The organism is uncultured Microbulbifer sp. (assembly GCF_947504145.1).
Lineage (GTDB): Bacteria > Pseudomonadota > Gammaproteobacteria > Pseudomonadales > Cellvibrionaceae > Microbulbifer.
In genome coordinates, this window is record NZ_CANNGQ010000001.1 from 1,451,603 (window position 1) to 1,466,574 (window position 14,972).

The 14,972-nt window shown below is 56.4% G+C and carries 12 protein-coding genes; 6 read left to right on the plus strand and 6 right to left on the minus strand.

All coding sequences use genetic code 11. The features are described from left to right. Nucleotides 1-7 precede the first annotated feature (7 nt). Entirely contained in the window at nucleotides 8-1,561 is a 1,554-nt protein-coding gene (locus Q1A74_RS06380) for a tryptophan halogenase family protein (RefSeq protein WP_299593713.1), read from the minus strand. Nucleotides 1,562-1,656: 95 nt separating this feature from the next. Further along, nucleotides 1,657-4,440 (minus strand): TonB-dependent receptor, encoded by a 2,784-nt coding sequence (locus Q1A74_RS06385; protein WP_299593716.1) that lies wholly within the window; start codon nucleotides 4,438-4,440, stop codon nucleotides 1,657-1,659. A 578-nt stretch (nucleotides 4,441-5,018) separates the two neighbouring features. On the opposite strand from Q1A74_RS06385, the gene mutS reads away from it, so the two are divergent. Then, nucleotides 5,019-7,667 (plus strand): DNA mismatch repair protein MutS, encoded by a 2,649-nt coding sequence (gene mutS / locus Q1A74_RS06390; protein ID WP_299593719.1) that lies wholly within the window; start codon nucleotides 5,019-5,021, stop codon nucleotides 7,665-7,667. Between the two features lie 142 nt (nucleotides 7,668-7,809). Beyond that, nucleotides 7,810-8,133, plus strand: a complete 324-nt coding sequence (gene fdxA / locus Q1A74_RS06395) for a ferredoxin FdxA (protein ID WP_161858105.1) — start codon at nucleotides 7,810-7,812, stop codon at nucleotides 8,131-8,133. A 72-nt stretch (nucleotides 8,134-8,205) separates the two neighbouring features. On the opposite strand, the gene Q1A74_RS06400 is transcribed toward fdxA, so the two are convergent. Then, the gene (locus Q1A74_RS06400; RefSeq protein ID WP_299593729.1) at nucleotides 8,206-8,730 is read right to left on the minus strand and encodes a carboxymuconolactone decarboxylase family protein; all 525 of its coding nucleotides are present in this window, start codon (nucleotides 8,728-8,730) and stop codon (nucleotides 8,206-8,208) included. Nucleotides 8,731-8,816: 86 nt separating this feature from the next. On the opposite strand from Q1A74_RS06400, the gene dinB reads away from it, so the two are divergent. From dinB to Q1A74_RS06420, 4 genes are all read left to right on the plus strand, one after another. After that, a complete protein-coding gene (dinB, locus tag Q1A74_RS06405; protein WP_299593732.1) occupies nucleotides 8,817-9,899 on the plus strand; it encodes a DNA polymerase IV in 1,083 nt (360 codons plus the stop codon). 177 nt (nucleotides 9,900-10,076) lie between these two features. Further along, a complete protein-coding gene (locus Q1A74_RS06410) occupies nucleotides 10,077-10,379 on the plus strand; it encodes a DUF6116 family protein (RefSeq protein ID WP_299593734.1) in 303 nt (100 codons plus the stop codon). A gap of 178 nt (nucleotides 10,380-10,557) precedes the next feature. Beyond that, a complete protein-coding gene (locus Q1A74_RS06415) occupies nucleotides 10,558-11,259 on the plus strand; it encodes a sigma-70 family RNA polymerase sigma factor (protein WP_299593737.1) in 702 nt (233 codons plus the stop codon). A gap of 2 nt (nucleotides 11,260-11,261) precedes the next feature. Further along, nucleotides 11,262-11,723: a hypothetical protein gene (locus tag Q1A74_RS06420; protein WP_299593740.1), complete on the plus strand. Its 462-nt coding sequence runs from the start codon at nucleotides 11,262-11,264 to the stop codon at nucleotides 11,721-11,723. Between the two features lie 84 nt (nucleotides 11,724-11,807). Here Q1A74_RS06420 and Q1A74_RS06425 read toward each other — a convergent pair whose 3' ends face one another. Genes Q1A74_RS06425 through Q1A74_RS06435 form a run of 3 tightly spaced genes read right to left on the minus strand, consistent with a single transcriptional unit; the run spans nucleotide 11,808 to nucleotide 14,949 of the window. Continuing rightward, entirely contained in the window at nucleotides 11,808-12,785 is a 978-nt protein-coding gene (locus Q1A74_RS06425; RefSeq protein WP_299593743.1) for an NADPH:quinone oxidoreductase family protein, read from the minus strand. A 29-nt stretch (nucleotides 12,786-12,814) separates the two neighbouring features. Next, nucleotides 12,815-13,996 carry an acetyl-CoA C-acyltransferase gene (locus tag Q1A74_RS06430; protein WP_299593746.1) on the minus strand — a complete coding sequence of 394 codons (1,182 nt, stop codon included), beginning with the start codon at nucleotides 13,994-13,996 and terminating at the stop codon, nucleotides 12,815-12,817. 26 nt (nucleotides 13,997-14,022) lie between these two features. Next, nucleotides 14,023-14,949: an SDR family NAD(P)-dependent oxidoreductase gene (locus tag Q1A74_RS06435; RefSeq protein WP_299593749.1), complete on the minus strand. Its 927-nt coding sequence runs from the start codon at nucleotides 14,947-14,949 to the stop codon at nucleotides 14,023-14,025. Nucleotides 14,950-14,972: the final 23 nt, after the last annotated feature.

Consider the following 14,972-nt stretch of genomic DNA (forward strand, 5'->3'; position numbering starts at 1 on the left):
CTCTCCTTCAAATTCGGTGCAGGCCGTGCTGGCAAATCTTGTTGATCAGATCCCGGTGTCTGTCCAGGCCGGCGATCATCTGTTGTGTGGCCTTGTTTTTCTGTTGTAACAGTTGTTGTGCCTGCTCTCGATAGTGCTCGGACAGACCGAATGTACTGGGCTCTGTCTCAAACCCCATACCGTAGAGTACATACTGATAGCTCGCAGCGGGGAAGACTTCCACTGCGCGGTCGAAGTCATCGTGCCACGGCGGCTGATAGCGCCACAAGGTGAGCAGCTCTTTCAGGCTCTCCGGCACGGTTGCCGGGTCGCAGTTGTCCAGCCAGAACTGGCTGTCGGTACGCTTGGTGAGCACATAGTGCAGTTTCAAGAAATCAATGATGCGGTCCCAACGGTACAGGAAGGTGTCATTAAAGCGGCGCGCGACGATATCCATTGCGGCGCGGCTTGCGGGAAACTGCTCCGCGATCATGTTCGCGGAAATTTCCACCAGCACCAACGCCGACGCCTCCAGCGGCTCCAGGAAACCGGCGGACAGACCGATGGCGACACAGTTGCGGTGCCAGAACTTTTCCCGGTGCCCGGGTACGATGGGAATCTTGCGCACGCCAAGCTTGTCGAGCTCGCTCTCCGCCAGATTCAGATAGCCCGCGAGCTCGCGATACGCCCCGGCTTCGTCCGTGTGCGCACTGGAATACACGTGCCCTACCCCGCGGCGATTCTGCAGTCCGATATCCCAGACCCAGCCGGCACTCTGGGCGGTGGAAATAGTGTGCGTGGCGATGGGGCTGTCTTCGCGCTCGTAAGGAATCTGTACCGCCAGCGCATTGTCGATAAACAGCACATCTTTGCAGGAGCGGAACGGCACCCCGTAGTGATCACCCAGTAAGCGCGAGCGGAAGCCACTGCAGTCGATAAACAGATCGCCGCTGATCTCACCGGCGGTTTCGGTTTTCAGCGATGCAATATCGCCGTTTTCAGACTCGGAGATACCAGTTACGTCGGCCAGAATGTGGCGTACACCCAGGTTCTCGGTGCAATGTTTTTGCAGAAACCCGGAGAATTTACCCGCATCCAGATGGTAGGCGTAGTTGGCCACCGCGGTGAATTCCGGGGTGCCGATCTGCTTCGGCGCCCGGTTGTGTTCACACAGGGCTTCCTGAGGGCATACCGTATCGGAAAAGGATTGGGTGCGGTCACCACTCAGCCACTGAGGAGCGAGGTTAAACTGATTGAAGTTTTCCGGAAGCACCAGCGGGTGGTAATAGAAATCGTCTTCCGCACCGGTCGTCCAGCGCGCAAACTTCGCCCCCTGTTTGAAGCCGACATTGCACTCGCGGATAAAGTCGGTTTCGCGGACACCCATTTTCTTCAGGGTGCTACGCATGGTAGGCCAGGTCCCTTCGCCCACGCCGATGGTGGGGACATTCGGGGACTCCACCAGGGTTACCCTGACGGGACTGGCCTGATCTTTCTTGAAGCGTGCGGCGAGCGTACCCGCAGTTATCCAACCTGCGGTACCACCACCAAGAATCACAACAGATTTAATTGGATCAGACATATCTGACCTCTAACGTTTTTATGTTTTTAAAGCAAAGAGGGCCGCCACTAATGTGGCAGCCCTCCCTGGTACTACTCGAACAATACAGATTTCACTTAGAACTTGGCGCGCACACCGAAGTTATAACGAGCACCGTATTGTTGGGCGCTAACCAGCTGGTTGGCAAAACGGCCGTGGCGACGGATGGTTTCATCAGTCACGTTCAGGCCTTCCAGGAATACAGTAATATCTTCGGTCACTTCGTAGCTAGCATTCAGGTCCCACTGGCCATAGGCCTCTGTAAACACTGGCTGGCCGCCGATCTGCGCCTGACGGGTATCCAACAGGAAATCATCGCGGTGGTTGTAAGCAATCCGCGCTTGAATACCATTTTTATCATAGAAACCGATCAGGTTTGCAGAGTCACTCAGTCCGTTCAGCGGCGCAGTGTTATCCGCACTAAATACGTCATAGTCGAAATCACCTTCCACTATGGTCGCATTTGCGATCACACCAAAGCCGGTATCGCCAAACATGTGCTGGACGGCAAGCTCAATACCCTGCAGCTCGGCCGCTGCCTGATTACCTGGTGTCGCCACGTCCCAGGTAATAACCGGGTCACTGGCGTTACCCATGCACGCTTCAGATTCGCCAGTGGAGTCCGGGCAACCCGGGCGCGGGTTAGCACTAGGATCAGTGATGGGGTCACCGTTCACATCGTAAATGATGCGCTCTTCGGTTGTACTACCGATGAAGTTCTCTACGTACTTTTTGAAGTAGCCACCAGATACGTAACTACCTTCGTCATAGTAGTACTCTACAGACAGGTCGAAGTTGTCGGAGGTGATCGGAAGCAGACCCGGGTTACCCTGAGATGCGTTGAACGGACCACCGGGACGGGATACATCCAGAGAAGTGGATGGGAACATCGCGGAGATATCTGCACGGCTCAGCGTACGACTGTAAGAAGCGCGGGCAACCACCTCCTCCGTCAATTCGATGCTTGCATCCAGGTTCGGCAGGAAGCGGGTGTAATCCCCTTCCAGCGTATCCTCAGACGCTTCCACGTCATTAACTTCTCGCAGCTCTTCGTCGTGCCAGAAGCTCAGGCCTATAATACCGTTCTGAATAGAAGTGCCCGATACATCGGTGTCCTCAAAACGCAAGCCAGCATTTACACGAACCGGGAAACCATTGAATTCTGTTTCAAAGTCAGCGGTTGCAAATGCGGCGAAAGTTTCTTCACTCACCTTGTCAAAGGTTGGCGTCGCAGTGTAGTAGTTGCTGTTCGGAGCAGATTTTACTGCGTCGATAAAATCAGAAGCTTCGTAATCACCCAGATATGGGAACAATCCGCTATTACTGCCTATCTGATCGCCGAAATCACCTAACTCCTCGAAAGTGATGCCAAGGGAGCTCAAGTCAATATCGACAAATGCGAACGACTGACTCTCATAGACATCCACCTTGTAGTCGGTACTCGCGATACCGAACTTGATCGTTTTGAGTGCGCCGTCATCCAGATTTTCCCAGGCACCACTTAGCTGGAACTGCTGAATGTTGTTTTCGATCTCATAACCACGCTCCTGGAACAGGTCGGAAACGATATTACCGGGCGCAAAAGCACCACCCGCGAGTGCGGAATCGTCAAAACTGATACCGGGCAGGCCGCTACCATTGGAGAAATCCGCTTCGACATCAACCAACTTCCCAGGGTTTTTGGTATTGGCGATGGTTTCTGCCGGAGTACCGTCAGGTTGAGATTGCGAAGTGGAATTGTGCACATCCAGCGCAAAGCTTAGAGATTCCGTTGCATCCCACTCAACATTGAAACCCACCGAATCGTTATGAGTAACGAAGTGGTAATCAAACGCCCAGAAATTTAACTCATCGTTCTGCACGCTGGGATTGATCACAGTACCGTTGGCATCGGTCACGCCATTCGAACTGTCGAACCATACACTGGTACGATTCATGGAAATTTGTTCATCGTAGCGGGAAGCGGTGTAATCCAGAGTCGCCGTCACGTTTTCAACGGGCGCGAACTGAACCACCAGCTGGCCATTTTGGCGTACTCGGTCGTGATCTGAAACATCTACGTCGAAAGTCCACGGCGCCCAATAGGTTCCTTCTGGATTCCTGTTTCGGTCAATTGCGGAGGTATCAGCGGTACCGTAATTTGGCACCCAAGCCTGAGTCCCTACAGACTCACTACGGCTATCCCGCTCCGCGTGAGATACAGACAGCAGCACACCAAGCTTATCTTCAAAGAAAGTGCTGCTGACCATACTGGCGAATTCTGGAGTGACAGAATCGCCCTTCTCTACGCTTGTGTCCATTACACCTTTCACGCTGGCGCTGGCCACAAAGCCATCGTGATCAAACGGGCGTGCAGTTTTAATATTGATCGTGGAGCCGATACCACCGGAATAAACGTCCGCTTTGCCGGTCTTGTACACCTCTACACCGCTCACGCTTTCCGCGGAAATCTCAGCGAAATTGAAGCTGCGGGTAATCCCTTCAGACTGCAGTGCCGAAGAATTCGGCATCTGACGACCATTCAGAGTCACGAGGTTAAAGTTGGGGCCAAAACCGCGCACAGTAACCTTGTTACCTTCGTTGTTGCTGCGGTCAATGGATACACCGGTGATCCGCTGCAGAGATTCGGCGAGGTTGGTGTCGGGGAATTTACCGATGTCTTCTGCGGAAATCGCGTCCACCACGCCCGCGGAATCACGCTTGATATCCATGGCATTGGTAAGGGACTGACGGATGCCAGTTACGGTGATTTCTTCCAGTGCGCTAGCGCCTGCTTCCTGAGCCTGCGCTCCGGCAGAAGCCGCACTAATCACAGCAGCAGACAAGGCGCTCAGGGTGAAGCACTTGTTATAGATAGGCATGGATGCTCTCTCTCCATCTGTAGGCTCGATGCACAGACCTCTCACCTGCCGCCAGGTGACCGAGTATCGAGCACTTTTTCATTATTGAGTTGAACCTTACGGTGCGATCTATTGCCGCGAACAATGAATATGCCGCCAACTACAGATCACGCACGTCATCCTGTGCGTCCGCCCACCCAATGTCAATAGTTAATTGTTAACAATGAATTTGGTCATCCCTCAGAAAGTAGGCTTCGCTCGGAACAGTCACAGGAAGGAACATCAAGCGATAAAGAGAACCCTGGCCGTACCGTTATGCGGCACCTTTCGTTACTGCGCCGCGCGGGCTGCGGACTTATGCCACTGACTCGGGCCAATCAATCGCCAACCACCAGCGACCAAACCACAGACCACTGACGCGCGCCGGTGGCCTTTTTAGTGCCCCACCACCAGTGTTTTCGACGGCTCCTACCTACCTTGCCGATAGTCTGAACCCCGGCGCTTTGGTATCCTTGCCGGCTTGCTTCGCCGCCTGCATTCGCACCGGCCCAACCTAAAAAGCAAAACTAACCCACTGATTTAAAAAGAATTTCTCCCACATGCCCGCAACTGCTGCCGCCAAAGCTACCAAGCCCGAACACACGCCGATGATGGTCCAATACCTCCGGATTAAAGCGGAGCACCCGCAGGAGCTGGTGTTCTACCGCATGGGCGACTTCTACGAGTTGTTCTACGACGACGCCAAGCGCGCAGCGGAGTTGCTGGATGTGACCCTGACCGCCCGCGGCAAATCCGGTGGCCAGCCGATTCCCATGGCGGGTATCCCCTACCACGCGGCCGAGGGCTATCTGGCACGCCTGATCAAGGCCGGGGTGTCTGTGGCCATTGCCGAACAGTTCGGTGATCCGGCCACCTCTAAAGGCCCCGTGGAGCGCAAGGTGGTGCGCATTGTCACTCCGGGGACGGTGACCGATGAGGCGCTGCTGAACGAGCGCCGGGACAACCTGCTGGCGGCGACGGTACTGGTGGGCGACAAATTCGGCCTGGCCCTGCTGGACGTGGGTACCGGCCACTTTGCGGTACAGGAAGTGGACACCCTGGAAGCCTTGACCGAGCAGGTGCAGCGCTACAGCCCTACGGAACTGCTGGTCTCCGAAGACCTCACCCTGCCGGCAGAAATCGAGCGCCGCCCGGGTATGCGCCGCCGCGCGCCCTGGGAGTTCGACCTGGAGAGCGCCCTGCGCGTGCTGAACCGCCAGTTCGGTACCATGGATCTGGAAGCCTTTGGCTGTAGCCATATGCACGCTGCCCTCTCCGCAGCAGGTTGCCTGCTGCAATACGCCCGGGATACCCAGCGTACCGAACTGCCCCATATCCGCACCCTGCGCACCGAGCGCAGCGAAGACACCGTGGCCCTGGATCCCGCCAGCCGCCGCAACCTGGAAATCGATACCAACCTAAACGGCGGCGATGACAATACCCTTCTGTCGGTCTTCGACGCCTGTAAAACCGCCATGGGCAGCCGCCTGCTGCGCCGCTGGTTGAACAATCCCTTGCGCACCCTGCATATACTGCAGCAGCGCCAACAAGCCATCGCCGCATTGATTGGCGACTACCGCTTCGAGCCATTGCGTGAAGCCCTCAAACCCATCGGCGATATGGAACGTATTCTGGGCCGTCTGGCCCTGCGCTCTGCACGCCCGCGGGATCTCTCTCGCCTGGGTATGTCCCTGTCTCAGTTTCCTGAGTTGCAGCGCCAGCTGTCCGAGACCAATGCCAGTCTGTTGGCGGACCTCAGCCGCGAGATGGGCGAGTGGCCACAGACCGTGGAACTGCTCCAGCGCGCGGTCGTTGAAAACCCACCGGTGGTGATTCGCGAAGGCGGGGTAATCGCAGACGGCTTCGACGAAGAGCTGGACGAGCTGCGCGGCATCAGCGAGAACGCTGGCGACTATTTAGTACAGCTGGAAGTGCGCGAGAAAGAGCGCACCGGCATCCCCACCCTCAAAGTGGGTTACAACCGCGTACACGGCTACTTTATCGAAATCAGCCGCGGCCAGAGCGACAAGGCACCGGCAGACTATATCCGCCGCCAGACCCTGAAAAATGCCGAGCGCTTTATCACCCCGGAACTGAAAGAATTTGAAGACAAGGCGCTGTCGGCGAAAAGCCGGGCCCTGGCCCGGGAGAAGTTCCTGTACGAGGAACTGATCACCACCCTGAACGAATCCCTCGCCGAACTGCAGACCGCCGCCGCCGCGGTGTCCCAACTGGATGTGCTGGCCAATATGGCCGAGCGCGCCGATCAACTGCGCCTGACCCAACCGGAACTTACCGAACAAGCGGGTATTCACGTAGAAGGTGGCCGCCACCCGGTTGTGGAGCAGGTGCTGGACGACCCGTTTGTCGCCAACGATATCGATCTGCACGAAAGCCGCCGCATGCTGGTGATCACCGGCCCGAACATGGGTGGTAAGTCGACTTATATGCGCCAGACCGCCCTCATCGCCCTGCTCGCCCACTGCGGCAGCTTCGTACCGGCAGACAGCGCACGCATCGGCCTGCTGGACCGTATCTTTACCCGTATCGGTAGCGCCGACGACCTGGCCGGCGGCCGCTCCACCTTTATGGTGGAGATGACCGAGACCGCAAATATTCTGCGCAACGCCAGCGAGCACAGCCTGATCCTGATGGACGAAATTGGCCGCGGCACCAGCACCTACGACGGCCTCTCCCTGGCCTGGGCCTGCGCGCAATTTCTGGCCAACCGGGTGCGTGCCTTTACCCTGTTCGCCACCCACTATTTCGAGCTGACAGAACTGCCCCAGCAGTGCACAGACGCGGCCAATATCCACCTGAACGCCACCGAACACGGGGATTCGATTGTGTTCCTGCACCGGATTCAGGAAGGCCCGGCCTCCAAGAGCTACGGCCTGCAGGTAGCGAAACTGGCGGGAATACCGCAGGAAGTACTGGAAGAAGCCAAAGCCCGGCTGGCCTCGCTGGAAGCGGGTAACACCACCCGCGATTCCGGCCCTGGCGTGCAGACCGTGGCGGTGTCCGAGCCCAAAACAGAGCCTAAGCCGGAACCCAAACCCCAGGCAGCCAAAGCCGCCGCCCCCGCCCAGGTGGATCTGTTCGGCAGCGCTCCGCACCCGGCAGTAGAAGCCCTGGAAACCCTGGACCCGGACGACCTGACCCCACGTCAGGCGCTGGAACAGCTCTACGCCCTGCGCAAACTGTTATAAGCACCCAACCAATTCGACTCAAAAGCCACTACAATTCGCGCCAGTTATTGCTAAAATCCGCAGCTTTCAAGAATAAGGCCCGGTTCCGGCACGCGGAGCCAACCGGGCAGCGGCATCGCATCAGCATTATCGAGGGACAAGCATGACATTCGTAATTGGGGAAAACTGCATCAAGTGCAAATACACCGACTGTGTGGAAGTGTGCCCCGTAGACTGCTTCTATGAAGGCCCCAACTTTCTGGTGATCCACCCGGACGAGTGTATCGACTGCGCCCTGTGCGAGCCCGAGTGTCCAGCCAACGCCATCTTCTCTGAAGACGAGGTACCGGACGACCAGCAAGAATATATCGAGCTGAATGCCGAGCTTTCCGAGGTCTGGCCGAATATTACCGAGAAGAAAGACCCACTGCCGGACGCGGAAGAATGGGATGGAAAAACGGGCAAGCTCGAGTTGCTTGAACGTTAAGAATCACCGCTCACCAGTATTGTAAAAAGCCGTCGCTAAGACGGCTTTTTTATGCCCAACGTTCACCGACGGTCAATCCGAAGGGAGTGAGAGAAATGCAGCCGTATGGCTAATCTCTGACGCGAGGCCCGCCGCAGCGAGCGCTTCAATTATTTCCTCATCACTCGCACCGGTCGCCCTTGCGTCATCGGTCACCTGACCTGAATGATCGAAGGGATTGCTATTGGCATGTCTCGCGACTTCGAGCAACGCGTGATCCTTGGGGTCGTAGTGCGCGTGATCCGGGTCTGTTCGGATACGCAAAACCTCATTCGGATCGACCCCTAGTTGCTGCAGCGCTGCGCTGTGCAGTGCAATTCCGTAATCGCTGCGTTCATCCGCCGCCACCATCAGGGCGATCCCCTCTTTCAGTTTGGGGGAGAGGCTGCCAGTCAACATGACGTGCTTATACCGCTCCCACTGGGCGACCAAAATCGTCGAATTGTTGCCATAGGCCCGGAAAATGGCCGGCACCACGCCCAAGGTGTCCCGAATATCATCGAGTACTTCTTCTACCCGCGCTTCCATATGGGAATCTACCAGGGGTATATGACTCATGATGTACCTCTACTAGTGAACGGAACCGTTAACTGCGCATTGATTTTGCACGTGGCCCAAGATCAAATACTGGATATAATCCCAGCATGCGAAAGATCATCCACGCCGACTGCGACTGCTTCTACGCTTCTGTAGAAATGCGGGACGACCCCAACCTGCGGGGGCGTCCAATCGCTGTGGGCGGCGCCAGCGATCGCAGAGGGGTGATATCCACCTGCAACTACGAAGCTCGCAGCTTTGGCGTGCGCTCGGCCATGCCGACTTCCCAGGCCAAAAAGCTGTGTCCTGACCTGATTGTAGTGCCGGGCAACATGAAAAAATATCGGGAAGTGAGCGCACAGATTCGGGAAATATTCCTAAATTTCACCGACTTGATAGAACCCTTATCTCTTGATGAAGCCTACCTGGATGTCACCAACAGCGCCCACTGCAACGGCAGTGCAACACTGATCGCACGCGAGATCCGCGCACAGGTACACGAAGCACTGGGAATAACCATATCTGCAGGTGTTGCGCCGAATAAATTTCTCGCCAAAATTGCCAGCGATTGGGAAAAACCGGACGGTCTCACGGTAATTCATCCCAACGCAGTTGAAGACTTTGTGTTGCGCTTACCCGTGAAAAAAATTCACGGCGTCGGCCGGGTCACTGCAGAAAAGATGCATCGCCAAGGCATTCATAACTGCAGTGATCTACGGCGCTTCACTCTGGTGGAACTGGTGCAGAAGTACGGGAAGTTTGGCAATCGTCTGTATTACCTTTGCCGGGGTGTCGATGACAGGCCGGTCAGTGGAGACGGATCGCGCAAAAGTGTGAGTGTCGAACACACTTTCAGCGAAGATCTGAAAGCACTGGCGGAATGGCAGGAACAGATGACGCATCTTTACGGGCGCCTGCAGGAGCGTATTGAAAAACTCGGCGACCGTTATGAGATCAGTTCCGCAATTATCAAAGTAAAATACGCGGACTTTTCCCAGTCTACCCAGGAGCGCGCCAGCCGCGCGGCCCGTATCAGTGAATTCAAACAACTGTTACAACAGTGTTGGGATAAGCGCAGTGACCCCATCCGCTTGCTCGGGGTGGGTGTCAAACTCAGGGATTTACGTGCCGAATTGGGCCCGGAGCAACTGCCGTTGCCGTTTCAGGGCCAGCGCCCACACACCACCTGAAATTGCTCACTTTTCAGACTACTGCAACGCCTGCCCTTACCGCCGATCACTTTATTCCCGAGTGATTTCACGCCAGCCAGTGCGTGTTTTTGCACCCGGAACCTTTCCGCCATCCGATGGTCTTGCGGCCGCGGGCTATACTCCCAACACGGTCTCGAAAGCAGTTTTAATCACTTTATGAAGCGTGTACTCCCCAGTGCCCTGGTCGGCTGGTTTCTCGGCTACGCCCGAAAACTGAAGCACCCACAGCTGTTCAAATGGATTTGCGCGCTATTTTTGATCGACCTGATCATTCCCGATCTAGTCCCATTTGTGGATGAAATTCTGCTCGGGTTGGCCACGTTATTCCTCGCCTCCTGGAGAAAACGCAGTAACTCTCCTGAAGTCGACGAAACCCGGCAGGAAAAAATAGTGACAGGGACCGCAGAAAAAGTGACTGGCGCAGACAAGACGCCGGAATCCCAGCAAAAACAAGGTTAACACTGAGTCAAGGTGAGGTATTTGCCCATAGCAATAACGGGCAAAATAACGTTAACAGAAAATTTACTCGATTTACGAAGTACTCCTGACAAGGCCATTGATGGCATGGAAAGTAAGTTCCAGGAGATGTACAGCCGGGTGAGTGACATTGGGAAACATCGCCAAGGAGGCAAATCCCATGTTTGCGGACAAGTTGTGCAGTCTCAGTGATGAAGACCTGGTAGCCCAGTATTACGACACACGTAACCACAAGGTGTTCCAGGAAATTTATCAGCGCTACAAGGATGAACTGTTTCGCTACTGCGCACAGATGACGCCGCAGCGCTGTATCCCCCTGATGGAATCCCTGTGGGCCAAGTTTCTGGATGCCCCACCGAAGCTGCACCAGCACTGCCTGAAAAACTGGCTGTACCTTCAGGTAAACAAGCAGCTGAGAACAGTGGATACTACCGAAGTAATTACTGGCAGCGACGATGCTGATCTGGCCAAAGCACTGGAAAAATCCGCCGTACTGCGAGCCATTCAGCAATTGCCCCTCCGCCAGCGGAATATCTTTCTGTTGTTTACCGAGTGCGGCCTTTCATTGGCGACCGCGGCGGATATCGAACGCATTCCACTGGCTGTTTGCCGAAACCTTCTGCAACAGAGCAGAGAACATATCGAGCAGGCCATCCACGGCACCGCGCGTAAGCCCTGGAAATCTACCGCTACGTTGGCTCACGAGGCCGCGGCGCAGGCCAAAGAGGCAGAAGCAGCCGGAAAAGCTGGCGATGCACAACCAGCACCTTCAAAAGCCAGACCGATCTTCCCTTGGGAGAAATCCCCGAATCCTGCAGCAGCAACCTCCGCTACTGCCAACCGTTCTGTTGAGGTAGCGTAAACATGAACAGTAACCGCTGGGAGCCAACTTATCGCCGTGCGTCTGGCCAGCTCCACACGCCGGCACCCCTGGATGAAAAAGTGCTGTCCAAAGCCCGCGCCGTCCAACCGACGCGTAAATTCGACGGCCCGACCGGGCGCCTGCTATCCAAAGCCGCCTCGGGGTTCAGTGCGATTGCGATCGCTATCGTTCTGCTGCATCCAGCCCAATATATCGGTGCCACCCCAGGGCAGATCAGCCCTCAGAACAATAGCCGCGAACTGGGGCTTGAGCGCTACCGGGCTAAAATGGAGCAGCAACAGGCCAAAACAGATACGTGGTACAACTTGCGCACCGAAGTGAACGCCGGCAACTACCTGTCACTTTGCGCCCAATGGCGCCAACAGCAGCGCGCCAGTGGGGACAAACCCTTGCCTTCCGATCTCGCCGCCAAGGCCCGTCAGCACTGCCGGATTCTTCCCTGATTTCAAACGGGACAAAAAAATGGAGAGGTGTGAACCCACACCTCTCCATTTTTATGACCGGCTATTGTCTACCGAAGATCGGAATCAGCGCATGGTCAAAACTACTTTGCCTCGCGCTCTGCGCTCATCAATAGCCGTAAATGCCTTCCGGAAATCTTCCAGCCCGTACACTTCCGTGGTCAACGGTTGCAGACGCCCCTCCTGCACAAACCCAAGCAGCTCGCTGAAATTTTGCATATTGCCTTTCGGGTCGCGCGCGGCCCAGCCCCCCCAATAGATACCGAGTATGTCACCGGCTTTGAGTAGTGGCAGATTCAGCGGCAGTTTGGGAATAGCGCCTGCGGCAAAACCGATCACCAGATAACGGCCTCCCCAGGCGATGGAGCGATACGCCTGCTCGGTGAAATCGCCACCCACCGGGTCATAAATTACATCCGCGCCCTTGCCGTCAGTCAGCTCGCGGAGTCGATCCTTCAGGTTTTCGGTGGTGTAATTGATGGTTTCGTCTGCGCCGAGATCCCGGCAGAAAGCGAGCTTCTCATCGGTGGATGCGCAGGCAATCACCCGCGCGCCCATCAGTTTACCCAGTTGGATCGCCGTGACGCCCACACCGCCGGCAGCACCGAGCACTACCAACGTCTCCCCTTCCTTCAATTGCGCACGCTGTTTGAACGCGTAGTAGGAAGTGGCATAGGTGATACAGAAACCGGCCGCCTGAGGGAAATCCAGTTCCGCAGGCATAGGCATCAGCAGTTTGTGATCCACATTGACCGACTCGGCAAAGGCGGCTATTCCGGGTATGGCGATCACCCGATCGCCCACCTGAAAGCCTTTCACGGCGTCACCCACTTTGCGAATGATGCCAGCGCATTCACCACCGGCAACAAACGGCAGATCCGGCTTCACCTGGTACTTGCCCTGCACCATCAGACCATCCGGAAAATTCACTCCGCCGGCATGCACCTCGAGCTGCACTTCGTCGGGCTTCAGGGAAGGCATCGTCCAGTCACGGATTTCAAGGTTGTCGATTGGGCCGTAGGCCCCGCATACCAGTGCTCGCATCTTGGAGTCCCCCATTTTCGCAATAGCAATTAAACGACTTCAAACAGTCCGGCGGCACCCATGCCACCACCAACACACATGGTCACCACTACATATTTAACACCGCGGCGCTTCCCTTCCAGCAGCGCGTGGCCCACCATGCGTGCACCACTCATCCCGTATGGGTGACCAATGGAGATGGCTCCGCCGTTGACGTTGAGCCTTTCGTTATCAATACCCAGCTTGTCGCGGCAATAGAGCACCTGCACGGCGAACGCTTCGTTCAACTCCCACAGGCCGATGTCGTCCACACTCAGCCCGGTGCGTTGCAACAATTTTGGAATGGCGAAGACTGGGCCAATGCCCATTTCGTCCGGCTCACAGCCGGAAACCGCCATACCACGATAAATCCCCAGGGGGTTAAGGTTACGCTGTTCCGCGAGTTTGCTGTCCATCAAGACCATGGCGGCAGCGCCGTCGGAAAGCTGGGAAGCATTGCCGGCGGTGATCACGCCGTTTTCCCGCACCGGATTCAGGCTGCGCAGACTGTCGATGTTGGTGGACGGACGATTGCCTTCATCCAGCGACAGGGTCACTTCTTCTTCCGACTGCTCACCGGTTTCCTTGTTCACCACAATTTTGTTGGCGGTTACCGGCACAATTTCATCGGTAAACAGGCCGGCTTTCTGAGCGGCGGCGGTGCGCATCTGGGATTGCAGGGCATACTCATCCTGAAGCTCGCGGCTGATGCCGTAGCGCCTGGCCACGATTTCCGCAGTGTCGATCATCGGCATATACACCGCCGGGTGGCTCTCCAGAAGCACCGGGTCCGCCGCGCGGAAGTTGTTCATATTCTGGTTCTGCACCAGGGAGATGGACTCCATACCGCCAGCCACGGTTATCGGTGCGCCGTCGTGCATAATCTGTTTGGCGGCGGTGGCAACCGCCATCAGGCCCGAAGAGCACTGGCGGTCAATCGTCATACCCGAAACGGTGGTGGGCAAACCCGCACACAAAGCTACCTGACGGGCCACGTTTTGGCCGGTGGTGCCCTGCTGCAGGGCCACACCGAAGACACAGTCGTCCACTTCTGCGTGTTCGATACCTGCACGCTCTACTGCAGCACGCACCGCGTGGGCTCCCAGGCTGGGGCCTTCCAGATTATTGAAGGCACCACGATACGCTTTGCCAATGGGTGTACGTGCGGTTGAAACAATGACTGCTTCTTTCATAACGCTTTCTCCTGTTTCCTTGTGAGTCAGCCGCCCAGTTTGACGCCGGTACCCTTGGCCGCCTTCTGAATAAATTTCACGGTCTGGTTGAGACCACCCACCAGTTCCTGCTGGCCTTTTTCATCGGCAATCGCATCGAGGTTGGCGAGCACGTTTTCTGCGGTCTGCTCTTCCGGCGGCAAGTAGATACCTTCCGTTTCCAGAATCCGCGCCTTGGCGTAAGCGCCGGCACCGGCACAGAGAATAAAGCGGTTGGGGGCGTCGTCCGCGACCAGGGCAATTAGGCCCGCGGTCACGGACTCTGGCGTTAACAGTTCCAGGGCTTTCGGGTCGGGGATAATGTCTTCGGTCATACGGGTGGCCGCGGTAGGCGACAGGCAGTTCACCCTAATACCGTATTTCTCACCCTCAAGGTGCAGGGTATTCATCAGGCCCACCACGCCGGTCTTGGCCGCGCCGTAGTTGGACTGGCCGAAGTTGCCGTACAGGCCAGAGGAAGAAGTGGTCATTACGATGCGGCCGTATTGCTGCTCACGCATGATTTCCCATACCGCTTTGGTGCAGTTCACACTGCCCATCAGGTGCACATTCACCACCAGGTTGAAATCATCGATGGGCGCCTTGGCGAAGGATTTATCGCGCAGGATACCGGCGTTATTCACCAAAATATCCACCCGGCCCCAGCGCGCTGCAGCGGCCTTCACCATGTCCTGAACCTGCTGAAAATCCGTCACATTGGCGCCATTGGCCATCGCTTCCCCACCCGCAGCTTCAATCTCCGCAACCACCGACGCTGCAGCGCTCAAGGAACCGCCCGAGCCATCGCGGGCACCGCCCAGGTCATTGACCACCACTTTGGCACCACGACGGGCCAACTCCAATGCGTGGGACCGGCCTAGACCATTGCCGGCACCGGTAACAATGGCGACTTTACCTTCGAAGGAAATAGACATGATTCTCTCCGCTAACGCTTATT